This window comes from Yokenella regensburgei (assembly GCF_003634235.1).
Classification (GTDB): Bacteria; Pseudomonadota; Gammaproteobacteria; order Enterobacterales; family Enterobacteriaceae; genus Yokenella; species Yokenella regensburgei.
Genome location: NZ_RBIZ01000003.1, coordinates 71789 through 91816 on the forward strand (window position 1 = coordinate 71789; position 20028 = coordinate 91816).

Annotated in this window: 14 protein-coding genes; all 14 read left to right on the top strand. The window is 55.7% G+C overall.

What is annotated here, in order from left to right; genetic code table 11:
• Nucleotides 1-152 precede the first annotated feature (152 nt).
• Nucleotides 153-5096 carry an alpha-2-macroglobulin family protein gene (locus tag C7387_RS00400; protein WP_120815820.1) on the top strand — a complete coding sequence of 1648 codons (4944 nt, stop codon included), beginning with the start codon at nucleotides 153-155 and terminating at the stop codon, nucleotides 5094-5096.
• Between the two features lies 1 nt (nucleotide 5097).
• Nucleotides 5098-7422 carry a peptidoglycan glycosyltransferase PbpC gene (gene pbpC, locus C7387_RS00405; RefSeq protein WP_120815821.1) on the top strand — a complete coding sequence of 775 codons (2325 nt, stop codon included), beginning with the start codon at nucleotides 5098-5100 and terminating at the stop codon, nucleotides 7420-7422.
• 160 nt (nucleotides 7423-7582) lie between these two features.
• Nucleotides 7583-8014: a nucleoside-diphosphate kinase gene (gene ndk / locus C7387_RS00410; RefSeq protein WP_006821165.1), complete on the top strand. Its 432-nt coding sequence runs from the start codon at nucleotides 7583-7585 to the stop codon at nucleotides 8012-8014.
• Between the two features lie 136 nt (nucleotides 8015-8150).
• Complete coding sequence (rlmN, locus tag C7387_RS00415) at nucleotides 8151-9317, top strand: dual-specificity RNA methyltransferase RlmN (protein ID WP_006821164.1); 1167 nt, start codon at nucleotides 8151-8153, stop codon at nucleotides 9315-9317.
• Nucleotides 9318-9539: 222 nt separating this feature from the next.
• Nucleotides 9540-10547 (top strand): cytoskeleton protein RodZ, encoded by a 1008-nt coding sequence (rodZ, locus tag C7387_RS00420; protein WP_120815822.1) that lies wholly within the window; start codon nucleotides 9540-9542, stop codon nucleotides 10545-10547.
• Nucleotides 10548-10578: 31 nt separating this feature from the next.
• The gene (ispG, locus tag C7387_RS00425; protein ID WP_006821161.1) at nucleotides 10579-11700 is read left to right on the top strand and encodes a flavodoxin-dependent (E)-4-hydroxy-3-methylbut-2-enyl-diphosphate synthase; all 1122 of its coding nucleotides are present in this window, start codon (nucleotides 10579-10581) and stop codon (nucleotides 11698-11700) included.
• 93 nt (nucleotides 11701-11793) lie between these two features.
• The gene (gene hisS, locus C7387_RS00430; protein WP_120815823.1) at nucleotides 11794-13068 is read left to right on the top strand and encodes a histidine--tRNA ligase; all 1275 of its coding nucleotides are present in this window, start codon (nucleotides 11794-11796) and stop codon (nucleotides 13066-13068) included.
• Nucleotides 13069-13102: 34 nt separating this feature from the next.
• Nucleotides 13103-13723 carry a YfgM family protein gene (locus C7387_RS00435; protein WP_038255005.1) on the top strand — a complete coding sequence of 207 codons (621 nt, stop codon included), beginning with the start codon at nucleotides 13103-13105 and terminating at the stop codon, nucleotides 13721-13723.
• 10 nt (nucleotides 13724-13733) lie between these two features.
• Nucleotides 13734-14912 carry an outer membrane protein assembly factor BamB gene (gene bamB, locus C7387_RS00440; RefSeq protein WP_006821159.1) on the top strand — a complete coding sequence of 393 codons (1179 nt, stop codon included), beginning with the start codon at nucleotides 13734-13736 and terminating at the stop codon, nucleotides 14910-14912.
• Between the two features lie 110 nt (nucleotides 14913-15022).
• Nucleotides 15023-16501 carry a ribosome biogenesis GTPase Der gene (gene der, locus C7387_RS00445; RefSeq protein ID WP_120816706.1) on the top strand — a complete coding sequence of 493 codons (1479 nt, stop codon included), beginning with the start codon at nucleotides 15023-15025 and terminating at the stop codon, nucleotides 16499-16501.
• 351 nt (nucleotides 16502-16852) lie between these two features.
• Nucleotides 16853-17344 carry an Hcp family type VI secretion system effector gene (locus C7387_RS00450; RefSeq protein ID WP_120815824.1) on the top strand — a complete coding sequence of 164 codons (492 nt, stop codon included), beginning with the start codon at nucleotides 16853-16855 and terminating at the stop codon, nucleotides 17342-17344.
• Nucleotides 17344-17892, top strand: a complete 549-nt coding sequence (locus C7387_RS00455; RefSeq protein ID WP_120815825.1) for a DUF2778 domain-containing protein — start codon at nucleotides 17344-17346, stop codon at nucleotides 17890-17892. The genes C7387_RS00450 and C7387_RS00455 overlap by 1 nt, the downstream gene beginning before the upstream one ends.
• Nucleotides 17876-18148 (top strand): hypothetical protein, encoded by a 273-nt coding sequence (locus tag C7387_RS00460; RefSeq protein ID WP_120815826.1) that lies wholly within the window; start codon nucleotides 17876-17878, stop codon nucleotides 18146-18148. The genes C7387_RS00455 and C7387_RS00460 overlap by 17 nt, the downstream gene beginning before the upstream one ends.
• Nucleotides 18149-18458: 310 nt before the next feature.
• On the top strand, nucleotides 18459-20012 hold the full coding sequence (locus C7387_RS00465; RefSeq protein ID WP_120815827.1) for a peptide MFS transporter: 1554 nt from the start codon (nucleotides 18459-18461) through the stop codon (nucleotides 20010-20012).
• Nucleotides 20013-20028 lie beyond the last annotated feature (16 nt).

Below are 20028 nucleotides of genomic sequence, written 5' to 3' on the forward strand. Positions count from 1 at the left end.
AAGCGCACTTCCCGTGAATTGTTAGCCAGGTTACATAAACCTGAGGAATAACCCGAGAAAAATTAGGAAATTGTCAGCTACTGGTAAAAGTGCGTTAAGCGCATAATACTGAGTTGACGAAAACAAACGACCCACTGGCCAGAGGTTAAAGGATGAAACCGTTACGTTTGGCAGCGCTCTCGCTGGCGCTGATTGCCGCATTTTCGCTCACCGGGTGCGATAAACCCGACACATCGGCGTCCACCGCCCCGGCCGCTGCAACTGATGCCAAAACCTCCGCCAAACCTGACGGCGCGACGCTGGCTAAACTGGCGACGCAGAGCGAAGGTAAGGCGTTGACCCTGCTTGATGCTTCCGAAGTGCAGCTCGACGGTGCCGCAACCCTGGTGCTGACCTTCTCTATTCCGCTGCAGCCGGATCAGGATTTCTCGCGTACCGTCCATCTGGTGGATAAGAAAAGCGGCAAGGTCGATGGTGCCTGGGAGCTGGCGCCGAATCTGAAAGAGCTGCGCCTGCGCCACCTTGAGCCAAAGCGTAATCTGGTGCTCACCGTTGACCCCGAACTGCAGGCTCTCAATAAAGCCACGCTCGGTCAGGGTATCGAAAAAACTATCGATACCCGTGATATTCAGCCAAGCGTCGGTTTTGCCAGCCGTGGCTCGCTGCTGCCGGGCAAGGTGGTGGAAGGGCTGCCGGTTATGGCGCTTAATGTTGATAATGTCGACGTCAATTTCTTCCGCATTAAACCGGAATCGCTTGCGGCCTTCGTCAGCCAGTGGGAATACCGCAATGCGATGAGTAACTGGGAATCTGATGAGCTGTTGAAAATGGCCACCCTGGTCTACACCGGTCGTTTTGACCTGAACCCGCAGCGAAACACCCGTGAAAAACTGCTGCTGCCGCTGCGCGATATCAAACCGCTGCAGGAGGCCGGGGTCTATATCGCGGTGATGAATCAGGCCGGAAAATACAGCTACAGTAACGCGGCGACGCTGTTCACTCTGAGCGATATCGGCGTTTCTGCTCACCGTTATCACAACCGGATTGATGTCTTTACCCAGAGCCTGGAAAACGGCGCGGCGCAGTCCGGTATTGACGTACAGCTTCTCAATGCCAGCGGTCAGCCGCTGGCTCAGGCCACCAGCGATGCCCAGGGCCATGCCCAGCTACAGACTGATAAAGAAGCCGCGCTGCTGCTGGCGCGCAAAGACGGGCAGACCACGCTTCTGGATCTGAAGCTTCCGGCACTCGATCTCTCTGAATTCTCGATTGCAGGTGCGCCGGGCTACAGCAAGCAGTTCTTCATGTTTGGCCCGCGCGACCTCTATCGTCCTGGCGAAACGGTTATCCTGAACGGCCTGCTGCGCGACAGCGACGGTAAGCCACTGACTGAACAGCCGGTGAAACTGGAAGTGGTGAAACCGGATGGCCAGGTGATTCGCTCGGTGGTGAGCAAGCCGGTCAACGGGTTGTATCAGTTTACTTATCCGCTCGACAGCGGAGCGGCGACCGGCATGTGGCATATTCGCGCCAACACCGGCGACAATCAGCAGCGTGAATGGGATTTCCATGTTGAAGATTTCATGCCGGAGCGAATGGCGCTCAACCTGACGACGCAGAAGCAGCCGCTGGCCCCTGCCGATGAGGTGAACTTTGAGGTGACGGGTTACTACCTGTACGGTGCGCCCGCGAATGGCAACACTCTGCAGGGCAAGTTGTTCCTGCGCCCGTTGCGTGACGCGGTGGCAGCGCTGCCGGGCTATCAGTTTGGTGATATTGCCGAAGAGAATCTCTCCCGCACCCTCGATGAAGTACAGCTGGCGCTGGACGACAAAGGCCATGGGACGGTGAATACCGCAAGTCAGTGGCAGGAGAGCCATTCCCCTCTGCAGGTGATTTTGCAGGCAAGCCTGCTGGAATCCGGCGGTCGTCCGGTTACTCGTCGTGCCGAACAGGCAATCTGGCCTGCACCGGTATTGCCGGGGATCCGCCCTGAGTTCGCCGCCAAACCGGTCTATGACTACCGGACAGATACCACCGTCAATCAGCCGATTGTGGATGAAAACAGCGATGCAGCATTCGACATTGTCTACGCCAACGCGCAGGGGCAAAAACAGGCGGTCTCTGGCCTGAAAGTACGCCTCGTCCGCGAACGCCGCGACTACTACTGGAACTGGTCAGAAAACGATGGCTGGCAGTCCCGCTTCGACCAGAAAGATCTGGTAGAAGCGGAGCAGGCGCTGGATCTGAAAGCCGATGAAACCGGGAAAGTGAGCTTCCCGGTAGAGTGGGGCTCTTATCGCCTGGAAGTGAAAGCGCCTGACGATACCGTCAGCAGCGTCCGCTTCTGGGCGGGTTACAGCTGGCAGGATAACAGCGATGGCACCGGCGCGGCGCGTCCTGACCAGGTGACCATGAAGCTCGATAAACCAGCCTACAAACCGGGCGACACCATCAAATTGCATATTGCGGCTCCGGCGGCAGGTAAAGGCTATGCGATGGTGGAATCCAGCCAAGGGCCGCTGTGGTGGCAGGAGATCGACGTCCCGGCGGAAGGTATGGACTTGTCCATCCCGGTTGATAAGGCGTGGAACCGCCACGATCTCTACCTCAGTACGCTGGTTGTGCGCCCTGGGGATAAATCAAAATCCGCCACGCCAAAACGTGCCGTCGGCCTGCTGCACCTGCCGCTTGGCGACGAAAACCGTCGTCTCGATATCCATCTCGACAGCCCGGCGAAAATGCGCCCCAACCAGCCGCTGACCGTGAAGGTGAAAGCAACCAGCAAATCAGGCGAACTGCCGAAGCAGGTCAACGTGCTGCTGTCGGCGGTCGACAGCGGGGTGCTGAATATCACCGACTACGTCACTCCCGATCCGTGGAATGCATTCTTCGGCCAGAAGCGCTATGGCGCGGATATCTATGATATTTACGGTCAGGTCATCGAAGGCCAGGGGCGTCTTGCCAGCCTGCGTTTTGGTGGTGATGGCGATGAGCTAAAACGCGGCGGTAAACCGCCGGTTAATCATGTGACTATCGTTGCCCAACAGGCGCAGCCGGTGATGCTCGACGACAAAGGAGAAGGGACCGTCACGCTGCCAATCGGTGATTTCAACGGTGAGCTGCGGGTGATGGCGCAGGCGTGGAACGCCGACGACTTTGGCAGCAGCGAAAGTAAAGTGGTCGTTGCAGCGCCGGTGATTGCCGAAATGAACATGCCGCGCTTTATCGCCGGTGGTGACACCACGCGTCTGGTGCTGGATATCACCAACCTCACTGATGCACCGCAAACGCTTAACGTTCAACTGACAGCTGCGGGGCTGCTGGCGCTTGAAGGTGGACAGCCACAGCCGGTGAAACTGGCTCCGGGCGCGCGAACCTCGCTGTTTATTCCGGTACGTGCCGGGGAAGGGTTTGGTGACGGAGAAGTAAGCGCCGTGGTCAGCGGCATGACTCTGCCGGGCGAAACGCTGCCTGCGCTCAATAAGCAGTGGAAGCTCGGCGTACGCCCGGCGTTCCCGGCGCAGACCGTTAACTCCGGCGTGGCGTTGCAGCCAGGCGAAAGCTGGAGCACACCGCAGACGCATATTCAGGGCTTCTCTCCGGTAACGCTTGAAGGGCAACTGCTGCTGAGCGGTAAACCGCCGCTGAACCTGGCGCGCTATATCCGTGAATTGAAGGCATATCCCTACGGCTGCCTGGAGCAAACCGCCAGCGGCCTGTTCCCTTCGCTCTACACCAACGCCCAGCAGCTGAAAAGCTTAGGCATCGTCGGTGACAGCGATGACAAACGCCGCGCCGCGGTGGATATTGGTATTTCTCGTCTGCTGCAAATGCAGCGTGATGACGGTGGTTTCGCGCTCTGGGATCGCGAAGGGCCGGAAGAGTACTGGCTTACCGCCTACGTGATGGATTTCCTCGTGCGTGCCGGTGAGCAGGGCTACAGCGTTCCGGCAGAAGCGCTCACGAAGGGTAATAATCGTCTGCTGCGCTATCTGCAGGAGCCGGGGCTGATGACCATTCGCTACAGTACCGATTCTCAGGCCAGCCGTTTTGCGGTGCAGGCCTATGCGGGGCTGGTGCTGGCGCGTCAGCAAAAAGCGCCCCTCGGCGCACTGCGTGAAATCTGGGATCGTCATGCCCAGGCGCGTGCAGGTTTGCCGCTGATGCAGCTTGGTCTGGCGCTGAAAATGATGGGGGATGCGCCACGCAGTGAAGCCGCGTTGAAGCTGGCGCTCACTACGCCGCGTAATGATAAAAAAGGCTGGATGGCGGACTACGGCAGCCCGCTTCGTGATAACGCCCAGATGCTGTCGCTGCTGGAAGAAAACAAGCTGCTGCCGGATGCGCAAAACACGCTGCTGAATACCCTTTCACAGCAGGCATTTGGTGAGCGCTGGCTTTCCACCCAGGAGATGAACGCGCTGTTCCTGGCAGCCAAAGGATTGCAGGATCTGCCGGGCAACTGGCAGGCGCAGACCTCGCTTACGGCCGAACCGCTGGCGGGAGATAAAGCGCAAACCCGTAACCTGACTGGCGATCAGCTGGCGGCACTCAACGTCACCAATACCGGCACACAGCCGCTGTGGCTGCGCCTCGACAGCAGCGGCTACCCGACCAGTGCACCGCAGGTGGCAAGTAACGTGCTGCAGATTGAACGCCAGTTCCTCGGCACCGACGGGCAGCTGAAGTCGCTTTCCTCGCTGCGCAGTGGTGACCTGGTGCTGGTGCATCTGCAGATCAAAGCCAACCGTAATGTACCGGATGCGCTGGTGGTTGATTTGCTACCGGCCGGGCTCGAGCTGGAAAACCAGAACCTGGCCAACAGCGCGGCCAGCCTGCAGGACAACGCCAGCGAAGTGCAAAACCTGGTGAACCAGATGCAGCAGGCGGACATTCAGCATATGGAGTTCCGTGATGACCGCTTTGTGGCGGCGGTAGCGGTGAACGAGTATCAGCCAGTTACGCTGGTGTATCTCGCGCGTGCGGTGACCCCGGGCGCGTACCAGGTGCCGGTCCCGCAGGTCGAATCGATGTATGTACCGCAGTGGCGGGCGAACGGCGCGGCGCAAGGGCCGCTCATCGTCGCACCGTAATATGTCATTGCTGCGTATCCGAAAAACCCGCTGGCTTTGGCTGGCGGGTCTTTTTATTGCCCTCTGGCTGGCTATCTGGCTCGCCGATCGTATCTGGCCGCTGCCGTTGAAAGAGGTGGCTCCTGCACGGGTGGTGGTTGCCGAAGACGGTACACCGCTGTGGCGTTTCGCCGATGCCGAAGGGATCTGGCGCTACCCGGTGACGCTGGACGAGGTTTCTCCCCGTTATCTTGATGCGTTGATCCAGTATGAGGATCGCTGGTTCTGGGATCATCCCGGTGTGAATCCGCTGTCGATCGCTCGGGCGGCCTGGCAGGATCTGACTTCCGGGCGTGTGGTTTCCGGCGGGAGCACGCTGACCATGCAGGTGGCGCGCCTTCTCGATCCCCACCCCCGAACCTTTGGCGGCAAAATCCGCCAGCTGTGGCGGGCCATGCAGCTGGAATGGCATCTGTCCAAGCGCGAGATCCTCACTTTATACCTCAACCGCGCCCCGTTCGGCGGCACGCTGCAGGGGATTGGCGCGGCGAGCTGGTCCTATCTCGGTAAACCGCCGTCGCAGATGAGCTACTCGGAAGCGGCGCTGCTGGCGGTACTGCCGCAGGCACCGAGCCGTTTACGCCCGGACCGCTGGCCAGCACGCGCCCAGGCGGCGCGCGACAAAGTGCTGGCAAGGATGCTGACCCAGGGCGTCTGGTCACAAAAGGTGGTTAACGAAGCGCGCGAGGAGCCGGTGTGGCTGTTCCCGCGGCAGATGCCGCAGCTGGCACCGCTGTTTTCACGCAAGGTGCTGAATCAAAGCCAGGCCGGGAAAGTGGTTACCACTCTCGATGCCAGCCTGCAGCGTCAGCTTGAAGAGATGGCGTTGAACTGGAAATCTCGTCTGCCGCCGCGCAGTTCGCTGGCGATGGTGGTGGTCGATCACACCGATATGAAGGTTCGCGCCTGGATTGGATCGGCGGATATCAGCGACGACAGCCGTTTTGGCCATATTGATATGGTGTCGGCTGTCCGCTCACCGGGATCGGTGCTGAAGCCGTTTATCTACGGCATGGCGATGGATGAAGGGCTGATTCACCCGGCTTCGCTATTGCAGGACGTACCCCGACGCTTCAGTGATTATCGCCCCGGAAATTTTGACAGCGGCTTTCATGGCCCGGTCAGCATGAGTGAAGCGCTGGTACGTTCGCTGAACCTGCCCGCCGTGCAGGTGCTTGAAGCCTATGGGCCGAAGCAGTTCGCCGGGCGGTTACGTAACGCCGGCCTGCCGCTCATTTTACCGGCGGGGGCGGAACCGAATTTATCGCTGATCCTCGGCGGTGCCGGAGCGAGGCTTGCCGATATTGTGGCGGCTTACAGCGCCTTTGCGCGTCATGGTAAAGCCGGACGCCTGCGTCTGCTGCCGGGCGATCCGTTGCTTGAGCGCCCGCTGTTGTCTCCGGGCTCTGCGTGGGTGATTCGGCGCATCCTGGCCGGGGAAGATAGCCCGCTGCCGGATACCGCGCTCCCGGCGGTGGTTCCGCTGGCGTGGAAGACCGGCACCAGCTACGGCTACCGCGATGCCTGGGCTATCGGGATTAACGCCCGCTATGTGATAGGTATCTGGACCGGGCGACCAGACGGTACGCCGGTGGTGGGCCAGTTTGGCTACGTCAGTGCTATCCCGCTGTTAAATCAGGTGAGTAACCTGCTGCTCTCCAGAGCGACGGCGGGGCGAGGTGGACTGACGGTTGACCCGCGTCCTGATTCAGTCAGTGCAGCCACGGTGTGCTGGCCGGGAGGGCAAACGTTGCCCGCGGGTGACAGCAACTGTCGTCGCCGACTGGCGACCTGGCTTGTCGACAGCAGCCAGCCGCCAACGCTGCTGCTGCCGGGGCAAGAAGGGATGCGCGGGATCCGCTTCCCTGTCTGGCTGAACGACGAAGGAAAACGCGTGGCGGCCGATTGTCCCGGGGCGGTAGAGAAAACGCTGGAGGTTTGGCCGCTACCGCTGGAGCCCTGGCTGCCAGCCAGTGAAAAACGCGCGGCGCGCCTGCCGCCGGCATCGAAAAGCTGCCCTCCGCTCAGAGAGCAGAACATCGTCCCGCTGGTGCTTTCCGGGGTGCAAAATGGAGCGGTGATAAAACGTTTACCGGGGGAGAGCAGGGCGTCGCTTGCGCTGCAAACTACTGGTGGAGAGGGGCGGCGCTGGTGGTTCATCAACGGTGAGCCGCAGGAAGCAAGCGGTGCCAGCGCCACGCTACAACTTGATAAATCAGGTGAGTATCAGCTTCTGGTGATGGATGAGGCTGGACAAACGATCACCGCGGTGTTTACCTTGCAGTGATTTCGGGACCCGCTGACGGCAATATTGTGTTGCTAAAAATCAGCTTATTTTAAAAAAATGTTACCTTCATCCATAGGCAAGCGCATTTTTGCTCTTTATAATTCGCGCCAGATTTTTACCGCGTAAAGCGCAACATCATAGAACAACACTTGAGGTAATCATGGCTATCGAACGTACTTTCTCTATCATCAAACCAAACGCGGTGGCAAAAAACGTGATTGGCAATATCTTTACTCGCTTTGAAGCGGCGGGTTTCAAAATTGTCGGTACCAAAATGCTGCACCTGAGCGTTGAACAGGCTCGTGGCTTCTACGCCGAGCACGACGGCAAGCCGTTCTTCGACGGTCTGGTTGAATTCATGACTTCCGGCCCGATCGTTGTCTCCGTGCTGGAAAGCGAAAACGCGGTACAGCGTCACCGTGATCTGCTGGGCGCAACCAACCCGGCGAACGCGCTGGCGGGTACTCTGCGCGCTGACTACGCTGACAGCTTCACTGAAAACGGCACCCACGGTTCTGACTCCGTTGAATCTGCCGCCCGCGAAATCGCCTACTTCTTTGGCGAAGGCGAAGTCTGCCCGCGCACGCGCTAATTGATTTACTGATTGCCGCGCGCAGACGTGGCATTCATGCGCCATAATTTGTACAATGCAACGCCCCCAATTTGCGGGGCGTTTCTTTTTAACCCTCCACGGGCCATAACGTGTAACAACGAGGCCGGAAAATATTATGTCTGAATTAGTTAACACCACTGAAGTCGTCACGCCTGCGGTTCCTAATAAAAATGGAAAAATCAACCTGTTGGATCTGAACCGCCAGCAGATGCGTGAATTCTTTAAAGATATGGGCGAGAAGCCATTTCGTGCCGATCAGGTCATGAAGTGGATGTACCACTATTGCAGCGATGACTTTGATGAGATGACTGATATCAACAAAGTCCTGCGCGGCAAACTGAAAGAAGTGGCGGAAATTCGTGCTCCGGAAGTTGTTGAAGAGCAGCGCTCCTCCGATGGCACCATCAAATGGGCGATTGCCGTCGGCGATCAGCGCGTTGAAACGGTCTACATTCCGGAAGAAGACCGCGCTACGCTGTGCGTCTCTTCACAGGTAGGTTGTGCATTAGAGTGCAAGTTCTGCTCTACGGCGCAGCAGGGCTTTAACCGTAACCTGCGGGTGTCGGAAATTATCGGCCAGGTGTGGCGCGCGGCCAAAATCATTGGTGCGGCCAAAGTCACCGGCACCCGTCCTATCACCAACGTGGTAATGATGGGGATGGGCGAACCGCTGCTCAACCTGACCAACGTCGTCCCGGCCATGGAAATCATGCTTGATGATTTCGGTTTTGGTCTGTCTAAACGTCGTGTCACGCTTTCCACCTCAGGTGTGGTTCCGGCGCTGGATAAGCTCGGCGATATGATTGATGTGGCGTTAGCTATCTCTTTGCACGCTCCGAACGACGAAATTCGTGACGAAATTGTACCTATTAACAAAAAGTACAATATTGAAACGTTCCTCGCCGCCGTGCGCCGTTATCTGGAGAAATCCAACGCGAACCAGGGTCGCGTGACCATCGAGTATGTGATGCTCGACCACGTGAACGACGGTACCGAGCACGCGCATCAGCTGGCTGAGCTGCTGAAAGACACGCCGTGTAAGATAAATCTGATTCCGTGGAACCCGTTCCCGGGGGCACCGTATGGTCGCAGCTCCAATAGCCGTATCGATCGCTTCTCTAAAGTGCTGATGGAATATGGCTTTACCACCATCGTGCGTAAAACCCGTGGTGATGATATCGACGCGGCCTGCGGGCAGCTGGCGGGCGACGTTATCGACCGTACCAAACGTACCATGCGTAAACGTATGCAGGGTGAACCTATTACGGTAAAAGCCGTCTGATAGGCTGAACCGCGCGTTTCAGATGAGGCGCGCGGTTCAACTGGTGATGGATTAGGCAAAATGCATCTGCAACGTTAATAATTACGGTGCGTTTCCGTCTCTATTAAGGCAGTATGTAGCGGTTCAATAACTTATACTCGTCATACTTATAGATAAGCTTATTCGCGGTGCTGGGCATCCGGCATCAGACTCTTTAATTTCACGTACCAGCAGTTGTAGCGAATGAATACTGAAGCCAACCACGACCAACAAGCAGCACAAACCACGGGTACACGTCTGCGCAACGCCCGTGAACAACTCGGACTCAGCCAGCAAGCGGTCGCTGAACGCTTGTGCCTGAAGGTTTCCACGGTTCGCGATATTGAAGACGATAAGGCTCCTGCCGATCTGGCTTCAACGTTCCTGCGTGGTTACATCCGCTCCTATGCCCGTCTGGTGCATATCCCGGAAGAAGAACTGTTACCGATGATGGAGAAGCAGGCACCGGTCAGAGCCGCGAAAGTGGCACCGATGCAGACCTTCTCCCTTGGCAAGCGTCGTAAGAAACGCGACGGCTGGCTGATGAGCTTCACCTGGCTGGTGTTGTTCGTGGTTATCGGCCTGACGGGCGCATGGTGGTGGCAGAACCACAAAGCGCAGCAGGAAGAAATCACCACGATGGCCGATCAGTCTTCCGCAGAACTGAACGCCAACGACAGCAGCAGCTCTCAGAACGTCCCGCTGGATACCAGCGGTGGCGCTCAGGCCCCGGATACCGCAGCGGCCTCAACCGCACCGGCAACGCCGGTTGAAGCTCCGGCTCCGCAGACCCAGGCTCCGACGGCACCCGCCGCGCAGGCTCCGGTTACTCAGGCCAACAACAATGCGGTTGTAGCGCCTTCACAGGCAAACGTAGAGACTCAGGCACCGGCAACTGCGGCATTGCCGACTGACCAGGCCGGTGTTGCAGCGACTACCGCTGCGGCCGATCCTAACGCGCTGGTGATGAACTTTACCGCTGACTGCTGGCTCGAAGTGAGCGATGCAACAGGCAAAAAACTGTTCAGCGGGCTGCAGCGTAAAGACGGCACGCTTAACTTAGCCGGAAAGGCGCCTTACAAGTTTAAAATTGGTGCTCCGGCAGCGGTGCAGATCCAGTACCAGGGGAAACCGGTCGATCTCAGCCGCTTTATTAAAACTAACCAGGTTGCGCGCTTTACGTTGAACGCCGAAACCGCACCGGCACAGTAATTAGTAAGACGCGTAATGCGGGAGATTTTTCATGCATAACCAGGCTCCAATTCAACGTAGAAAGTCGACACGCATTTACGTTGGGAACGTGCCGATTGGCGATGGGGCTCCCATCGCCGTACAGTCAATGACCAATACCCGCACCACGGACGTTGCTGCGACGGTCAATCAGATTAAAGCGCTGGAACGCGTTGGTGCAGATATTGTCCGCGTTTCCGTGCCGACAATGGACGCCGCCGAGGCGTTCAAGCTCATCAAACAGCAGGTTAACGTCCCGCTGGTCGCCGATATCCACTTCGATTACCGTATTGCTCTCAAAGTCGCGGAGTACGGCGTGGATTGCCTGCGTATTAACCCGGGCAACATCGGTAGCGAAGATCGTATCCGCCAGGTTGTTGACTGCGCGCGCGATAAAAACATTCCTATCCGTATCGGCGTGAATGCCGGATCGCTCGAAAAAGATCTGCAGGAAAAATACGGTGAACCGACCCCGCAGGCGCTGCTGGAATCGGCGATGCGTCACGTGGATCACCTCGATCGTCTCAACTTCGACCAGTTCAAAGTGAGCGTGAAAGCCTCTGACGTGTTCCTGGCCGTTGAGTCGTACCGCCTGCTGGCGAAGCAAATCGATCAACCGTTGCACCTCGGGATCACCGAAGCCGGTGGCGCACGTGCCGGATCGGTCAAGTCGGCGATCGGTCTTGGCCTGCTGCTCTCTGAAGGGATCGGCGACACGCTGCGTATTTCGCTGGCGGCGGATCCGGTTGAAGAGATCAAAGTCGGATTCGATATCCTGAAGTCCCTGCGCATCCGTTCCCGCGGCATCAACTTTATCGCCTGCCCGACCTGCTCGCGTCAGGAGTTTGACGTCATTGGGACCGTCAATGCGCTGGAGCAGCGTCTGGAAGACATCATCACCCCGATGGACGTTTCCATCATCGGTTGCGTGGTGAATGGCCCAGGTGAAGCGCTGGTATCGACTCTCGGCGTAACCGGCGGCAACAAGAAAAGCGGCCTGTATGAAGACGGCGTGCGTAAAGACCGACTGGATAACGAAGACATGATTGCGCAGCTTGAAGCGCGTATTCGTGCTAAGGCAAACCAGCTGGACGAGACGCAGCGCATCAACGTGCAACAGCTTGAAAGTAAATAACGAGATGGGAAGCCGCTGGCTTCCCGTGTATGATTGAACCCGCGGGCGCGTGAGCGCAGTGGGTTCATTTTTGTATATAGAAAGAGAAAAAACGTGGCAAAAAACATTCAAGCCATTCGCGGCATGAACGATTATCTGCCTGGCGAAACCGCCATCTGGCAGCGCATTGAAGGCACACTGAAGCAGGTGCTCGGCAGCTACGGTTACAGTGAAATCCGTTTGCCGATTGTAGAGCAGACCCCGTTATTCAAACGCGCAATTGGTGAAGTGACCGACGTGGTTGAAAAAGAGATGTATACCTTTGAGGACCGCAACGGCGACAGCCTGACCCTGCGTCCGGAAGGTACGGCGGGCTGTGTACGCGCCGGCATCGAGCATGGTCTGCTGTACAATCAGGAACAGCGCTTGTGGTATATCGGGCCGATGTTCCGCCATGAACGTCCGCAGAAAGGGCGCTATCGTCAATTCCATCAGCTGGGTTGCGAAGTCTTTGGTCTGCAGGGCCCGGATATCGACGCCGAGCTCATCATGCTGACCGCCCGCTGGTGGCGCGCGCTGGGTATTGCGAACGACGTCAGCCTCGAACTGAACTCTATCGGTTCACTCGAAGCCCGCGCCAACTATCGCGATGCGCTGGTCGCCTACCTGGAACAGCATCAGGAAAAGCTCGACGAAGACTGCAAACGTCGCATGTACACCAACCCACTGCGCGTGCTGGACTCTAAAAACCCGGAAGTGCAGGCGCTGTTGAACGATGCGCCAGCGCTGAGTGATTACCTGGATGCCGATTCCAAAGAACACTTTGCCGGGCTGTGTAAACTGCTCGACGACGCCGGTATTGCGTATACCGTCAATCAACGTCTGGTTCGTGGTCTTGATTACTATAATCGTACCGTTTTCGAATGGGTCACTAACAGCCTCGGTTCCCAGGGAACCGTCTGCGCCGGTGGCCGTTACGATGGTCTGGTAGAACAGCTGGGTGGTCGCGCGACTCCGGCCGTCGGTTTCGCGATGGGTCTTGAGCGACTTGTTTTGTTAGTTCAGGCAGTTAATCCGGAATTTAAAGCCGATTCTGTTGTCGATATATACCTGGTGGCTTCCGGAACGGATACGCAGAGCGCAGCAATGCGTCTGGCGGAGCAGATCCGTGATGCGGTCCCGGGCGTTAAACTGATGACTAACCACGGTGGCGGTAACTTTAAAAAGCAGTTTGCTCGTGCCGATAAGTGGGGCGCTCGCGTCGCACTGGTTCTGGGTGAATCTGAAATTGCCGACCGCAACGTGGTCGTGAAAGATTTACGCTCCGGCGAGCAAACCACCGTAACGCAGGATAGCGTTGCTGCGCATTTACGCACACTTCTGGGCTAATCTCCCGGGAAACATCATTCAGGAGAAGGACTGCGTGGAAATTTACGAAAACGAAAACGAACAAGTCGACGCGATTAAACGTTTCTTTGTAGAAAACGGTAAAGCGCTGGCTGTTGGGGTAATTCTCGGGGTAGGTGCGCTGGTTGGCTGGCGCTACTGGACGTCGCATCAGGCAGACTCTGCCAGAGAGACATCCCAGTCATATGAAACGGCGATTACCGCACTGAATTCAGGTAAACCTGACGCCATTGCGGCCGCTGAGAAATTCGCGGCGGAATCAAAAACCAGCTATGGTGCTTTTGCTTCCCTGGAGCTGGCACAGCAGTTTGTTGATAAAGGCGAACTTGATAAAGCAGAAAAACAGCTGCAGCAGGGGCTGACCGCCGCTTCCGATGATAATCTGAAGTCGGTCATCAACATGCGTCTGGCGCGCGTTCAGCTGCAGCTTAAGCAGCAGGATGCCGCCCTGAAAACCCTCGACGGGATTAAGGGTGAAGGCTGGACCGCTATCGTCGCGGATCTGCGCGGCGAAATCCTGCTCAGCAAAGGCGATAAGCAGGGGGCGCGTACCGCCTGGGAAGCGGGCGTTAAGAGTGATGCTTCACCGGCGCTCAGCGAAATGATGCGCATGAAAATAAATAATTTGTCCATCTGAGAGGGACGCGATGCAATTGCGTAAATTACTTTTGCCAGGACTGCTTTCAGTAACGTTGCTGAGTGGTTGCTCTTTGTTCAACAGCGAAGAAGACGTTGTGAAAATGTCTCCGTTGCCGACTGTTGAAAATCAGTTTACGCCTTCTACCGCGTGGGATACCTCGGTAGGAAGCGGTATTGGTGACTTCTATTCCAACCTGCACCCTGCGTATGCCGATAACGTCGTGTATGCCGCAGACCGTAAAGGCACCGTTAAGGCGATGAACCTCGGTGACGGTAAAGAAGTCTGGTCCGTGAATCTGGCAGAAAAAGACGGCTGGTTCTCTCATGCTCCAGCACTGCTCTCCGGCGGCCTGACGGTCTCTGGCGGTCATGTTTATGTGGGTAGCGAAAAGGCTAAAGTTTACGCGCTCAATACCAGCGATGGTACCGTAGCGTGGCAGACGACCGTTGCCGGTGAAGCGATGTCGCGTCCGGTTATCAGCGACGGCATGGTGATTGTGCATACCAGCAACGGCCTGTTGCAGGCGCTGAACGAATCTGACGGTGCCGTGAAGTGGACCGTTAACCTCGATATGCCTTCTCTGTCGCTGCGTGGCGAATCTGCCCCGGCGGTAGCGTACGGCGCTGCCATTGTGGGTGGTGACAACGGGCGCGTGAGCGCGGTGATGCTCCAGCAGGGCCAGCTTATCTGGCAGCAGCGTATCTCCCAGGCAACCGGCCCGACTGAAATCGACCGTTTGAGCGACGTTGATACCACTCCTGTTATCGTTAACGGCGTGGTTTACGCGCTGGCGTATAACGGTAACCTGACCGCGCTGGATCTGCGCAGCGGCCAGATCATGTGGAAACGTGAGCTGGGCTCGGTAAACGACTTCATCGTCGATGGTGACCGCATTTACATGGTTGACCAGAACGATCGTGTGCTGGCGCTGACTACCGAAGGCGGCGTGACCCTGTGGACGCAAAGCGATCTGCTGCATCGTCTGCTGACCTCTCCGGTGCTGTATAATGGCAGCCTGGTGGTCGGTGACAGCGAAGGTTACATGCACTGGCTCGACCCGCAGAACGGCAGCTTTGTCGCTCAGCAGAAGGTCGACAGCTCTGGTTTCCTGACCGACCCGGTTATCGCTGACGGCAAATTGCTGATTCAGGCGAAAGGCGGCACGGTGTACGCAATTACGCGTTAATCCACGCGGGTTGTGAGTTATACTAGACGGCTCCTGGGCACCAGGGGCCGTTTGACTTTGTAAAACGGCGCGTGAAGCGACGTGATATTGAATTTGATGAGGCATTTAACATGGTACCTGTGGTCGCGCTTGTCGGGCGCCCTAACGTAGGAAAATCCACGCTTTTTAACCGCCTGACGCGTACCCGTGACGCGCTGGTTGCGGATTTCCCGGGTCTGACTCGTGACCGTAAGTACGGTCGTGCTGAAGTGGAAGGGCGTGAATTCATCTGTATCGATACCGGCGGAATTGATGGCACAGAAGATGGTGTAGAAACCCGCATGGCGGAACAGTCGCTGCTGGCGATTGAAGAAGCTGACGTCGTGCTGTTTATGGTGGATGCGCGCGCTGGCCTGATGCCGGCGGATACCGCGATCGCTAAGCACCTGCGTTCTCGTGAAAAACCGACCTTCCTGGTGGCGAACAAAACTGACGGTATCGATGCCGATCAGGCCGTTGCCGATTTCTGGTCTCTGGGTCTTGGCGAAATTTATCCAATTGCGGCCTCTCATGGTCGCGGTGTTACCAGCCTGCTGGAAACCGTGCTGCTGCCGTGGGTTGACGAAGTTAATCCGCCGGAAGAAATCGACGAAGACGCTGAGTACTGGGCGCAGTTTGAAGCCGAACAAAACGGCGAAGAAGTCGAAGAACCGGAAGACACGTTTAATCCGCAGGATCTGCCGATTAAACTTGCTATCGTCGGTCGCCCGAACGTAGGTAAGTCTACACTTACTAACCGTATTCTCGGTGAAGAACGCGTGGTGGTGTACGACATGCCGGGCACCACGCGCGACAGTATCTACATTCCGATGGAACGCGATGAACGTGAGTACGTACTCATTGACACCGCGGGCGTGCGTAAGCGCGGTAAAATCACCGATACGGTAGAAAAGTTCTCGGTTATCAAAACGCTGCAGGCGATTGAAGACGCTAACGTAGTGCTGCTGGTGATTGACGCCCGCGAAGGGATTTCCGATCAGGATCTCTCGCTGCTGGGCTTTATCCTCAATAGTGGGCGCTCACTGGTTATCGTGGTTAACAAGTGGGACGGTCTCAGCAACGAAGTGCGTGAGCAGGTAAAAGAGACCCTCGACTTCCGTCTGGGCTTCATCGATTTTGCCCGCGTACACTTCATCTCTGCGCTGCACGGTAGCGGCGTGGGTAACCTGTTCGAATCCGTACGCGAAGCCTACGACAGCTCTACCCGTCGCCAGAGTACCGCGATGCTGACCCGCATTATGAATATGGCGGCAGACGACCATCAGCCGCCGCTGGTGCGTGGACGTCGCGTGAAGCTGAAATATGCTCACGCCGGTGGTTACAACCCGCCGATTGTCGTTATTCACGGCAACCAGGTGAAAGACCTGCCGGACTCCTACAAGCGCTATCTGATGAACTACTTCCGCAAATCTCTGGACGTAATGGGGACTCCGATCCGCATTCAGTTCAAAGAGGGTGATAACCCGTTTGCGAACAAGCGTAACACCCTGACGCCGAACCAGATGCGTAAGCGTAAGCGCTTAATCAAGCACATCAAGAAAAGCAAATGATGATTTACTGAAAATCATCCGCTTTCACAAATCCAGAAGCCCGCATTATGTCGGGCTTTTTTATTTTCCAGGAGTGTTTAAACTTTCGCACGGCTAATATGGTGGTAAATGATGGTTTTTTGCACCGTACGTTATTAGAAAATTCTATATCATTGAATCAGACGATATAGAGATTTGTTGATTCACCGCTAAATAAAGTTGGCTGGCCCTGATATTTATTAGGAAAAACCTGATGTTAGCCGGGAAATAGCAAGACAATCTAACCTCAATAAACAGCATTTTTGGTTTAAGATAAAGTCCCATTCAGGCGTAAGAAGGAAGAAGGATTAATCCACTGAAAGGACAAATTAAATGGCTGTTCCTGCATATATCTGGCTTTATAACGCCACTGGAACTTTGATTCTGGGAAGTAGTGATGTTCTGTTGCGTGAGGGCTCTATTGAAATGCAGAGCTTTAATCACGGTGTGCACATCCCTTACGATAATACCTTTGGAAGACTCACCGGCACACGTGTGTACGACCAACTAAGTTTTACCAAAGAGTTAGATAAAGCCACACCTTATCTGAACCGCGCAGTCTGTCAGGGGGAAACGCTCCAGCAGGCGATTATTAAATGGTATCGGACTAATGACGCAGGTATAGAGGAGGAGTTCATGCACATCATTATGAAAAATGTCAAAGTGGTGGCGGTGACGCCAGTGATGCATAACTTTAAAAACACTGGCGGCCAGATGAACAATCCTACTGAATCGGTTTCTTTGGCATATGAAAGTATTACCTGGATCTACCTCGACGGGAATATTTCATATACAGACTCATGGAACCAACGAGTGGTAGCTTGATGATCAATTGCAGAGTCGATTTTAATCATCTTTATGACGAAAGTCGCGTGGCTCGGCTGGATGTAAGCGGCGTCGGTTCGTTCCCGGTTTTTTCCGGGTTGGGTGATTTAGCCAACAAGCCTGAATGCTCATACATGACGAATGCTACTGTACCGCCTGGAAGTTACTGGATTGTCGAACGACCATCTGGTGGCATGTTTTCCCACAGTCAAACCTGGTTTAAACATGCGTTTACGGGCAATAATTATTACGATTGGTTTGCCCTGTACCGCAAAGACGGCGTAGTGGATGACTACATGACATTTGATGTAGACGGATCACATCATTATCAACGTGGTCATTTCCGTCTGCATCCCCCACGACCAGACGGTTCAGGCATTAGCGAGGGCTGCATAACCTTTTTCCTTTCTCGCGACTTCTATGTCGTGCGCTCTGCGCTGTTAAAAGCTCACCGTCACCGCATTTTGCAGGGGGATAAGCTCTGGACTTATGGTGATATTACGGTGATTGGTAATGGCTCAGGGAGTTGTAATGTCACGTCCGAGTAAATGGTCGTTACGTATGCTGGCATTTTTGGTTATCGCATTTGTTTTGATGCTCTCAGGGATATTCGATCCGCTCGCCGAAAGCCTGAAATATATCGTCACGAATCTGATGAATTACATCCCGACGGAGAAAGTAGAGCCATACCCTGACCGTGTGGAAGAAAATTATTTTATAATGTACTTATTATTCAATATGTTAACTGCTGCTGTGGTTGTTTGTGTAGCGGAGAAGTTGGTTTGGTTATTTCGGAATACTTAAAGTGGTCAGGTAGTACCTGGTATCCTTAGTGTATGTGTTCTTCTGCGTAATCACTCATGCCTGTGCACGGCAAATTCTCGATCGCTTTGATGTCAATCAATATCCTTTTTTTGCCAACATAAAATCTGAGAAAGTAGACTGTTGTCGAGTTTTCATCTCAAAGTCTGCTTTTTGGTGCTAGAGAAAACTAGCGTCAGGTTATTATGGGATGAAATAACACTTCACCGACGGTAAGAATTGGCCAGATACATAACTGGTCAGCATACCTGTCGGCGTTTACTGCACCACAACACACCTTCCTGGGAGAATTATGCAATCCTCTGCTCATCAAAAAGAGAGCCGAACGTTCTTCGGTCATCCTTATCCGCTTGGCTCACTGTTCTTCACCGAAATGTGGGAGCGTTTCTCGTTTTACGGTATTCGCCCGCTGCTGATCCTGTTTATGGCGGCAACCGTCTATGAAGGCGGCATGGGGCTGGCACGCGAAAACGCTTCTGCCATTGTCGGTATCTTCGCCGGGACCATGTACCTGGCAGCGTTGCCGGGCGGCTGGCTCGCGGATAACTGGCTAGGCCAGCAGAAAGCCGTCTGGTACGGTTCTATCCTGATTGCGCTGGGACACCTGTCGATTGCGCTTTCCGCGGTCATGGGCAACAGCCTGTTCTTTATCGGTCTGATGTTTATCGTTATCGGTTCTGGCCTGTTCAAAACCTGTATCTCGGTGATGGTCGGTACGCTTTATAAGAAAGGCGATGCGCGTCGTGACGGCGGTTTCTCGCTGTTCTACATGGGCATCAACATGGGCTCATTTATTGCGCCGCTTATCTCTGGCTGGCTGATTAAAACCCACGGCTGGCACTGGGGCTTTGGCATCGGCGGTATCGGGATGCTGGTGGCGCTGGTTATTTTCCGCGTGTTTGCCGTTCCGTCGATGAAACGCTACGACCGCGAAGTTGGCCTTGATTCCACCTGGAACAGCCCGGTAGTAAAACGTAACGGCGTGGGCGCGGGCCTGCTGGCGGTGGTAGCTGCCATTGCCGTTATCGTGACGTTGATCATCCAGGGCGTGATTGTGATTAATCCGGTTGCGGTCGCCAGCACGCTGGTTTACGTGATTGCGGCCTCCGTGGCGCTCTACTTTATTTACCTGTTCATGTTCGCGGGGCTCAACCGTAAAGAGCGCGCCAGGCTGCTGGTCTGCTTTATCCTGCTGGTTTCTGCGGCGTTCTTCTGGTCTGCGTTTGAGCAGAAGCCTACGTCGTTTAACCTGTTTGCAAACGACTATACCAACCGCATGATCGGCGATTTCGAAATCCCTGCCGTGTGGTTCCAGTCCATTAATGCGCTGTTTATTATTCTGCTGGCGCCGGTATTTAGCTGGGCCTGGCCGATGCTGGCGCGTAACAACATTCGCCCGAGCAGCATTACCAAGTTCGTTATTGGCATTCTGTGTGCGGCAGCGGGCTTTGGTCTGATGATGCTGGCGGCGCAGAACGTGCTCAGCAACGGTGGGGCGGGTGTTTCTCCGTTCTGGCTGGTGGGCAGCATCCTGATGCTGACCCTGGGTGAACTGTGTCTGAGCCCGATTGGCCTTGCAACCATGACGCTGCTGGCGCCGGAAAGAATGCGTGGCCAGATGATGGGGCTGTGGTTCTGTGCCAGTGCGCTGGGTAACCTCGCGGCCGGTCTGATTGGTGGTCATGTGAAAGCCGATCAGCTTGATATGCTGCCAGATCTGTTCGCCCGCTGCTCTGTGGCGCTGCTTATCTGTGCGGCGGTACTGATTGTGCTGATCGTGCCAGTGCGTCGTATGCTGGCTAACGCTCAGACGAGCAGCGAGCAGAAACCGGTGACTAACGTCTGATATCATGCCGAAGCGG

Excerpts from the sequence above, each read along its gene's own strand:
- C7387_RS00400 (WP_120815820.1), top strand. The coding sequence starts at position 153 with ATGAAACCGTTACGTTTGGCAGCGCTCTCGCTGGCGCTGATTGCCGCA.
- pbpC (WP_120815821.1), top strand. The coding sequence starts at position 5,098 with ATGTCATTGCTGCGTATCCGAAAAACCCGCTGGCTTTGGCTGGCGGGT.
- ndk (WP_006821165.1), top strand. The coding sequence starts at position 7,583 with ATGGCTATCGAACGTACTTTCTCTATCATCAAACCAAACGCGGTGGCA.
- rlmN (WP_006821164.1), top strand. The coding sequence starts at position 8,151 with ATGTCTGAATTAGTTAACACCACTGAAGTCGTCACGCCTGCGGTTCCT.
- rodZ (WP_120815822.1), top strand. The coding sequence starts at position 9,540 with ATGAATACTGAAGCCAACCACGACCAACAAGCAGCACAAACCACGGGT.
- ispG (WP_006821161.1), top strand. The coding sequence starts at position 10,579 with ATGCATAACCAGGCTCCAATTCAACGTAGAAAGTCGACACGCATTTAC.
- bamB (WP_006821159.1), top strand. The coding sequence starts at position 13,734 with ATGCAATTGCGTAAATTACTTTTGCCAGGACTGCTTTCAGTAACGTTG.
- der (WP_120816706.1), top strand. The coding sequence starts at position 15,023 with ATGGTACCTGTGGTCGCGCTTGTCGGGCGCCCTAACGTAGGAAAATCC.
- C7387_RS00450 (WP_120815824.1), top strand. The coding sequence starts at position 16,853 with ATGGCTGTTCCTGCATATATCTGGCTTTATAACGCCACTGGAACTTTG.
- C7387_RS00455 (WP_120815825.1), top strand. The coding sequence starts at position 17,344 with ATGATCAATTGCAGAGTCGATTTTAATCATCTTTATGACGAAAGTCGC.
- C7387_RS00460 (WP_120815826.1), top strand. The coding sequence starts at position 17,876 with ATGTCACGTCCGAGTAAATGGTCGTTACGTATGCTGGCATTTTTGGTT.
- C7387_RS00465 (WP_120815827.1), top strand. The coding sequence starts at position 18,459 with ATGCAATCCTCTGCTCATCAAAAAGAGAGCCGAACGTTCTTCGGTCAT.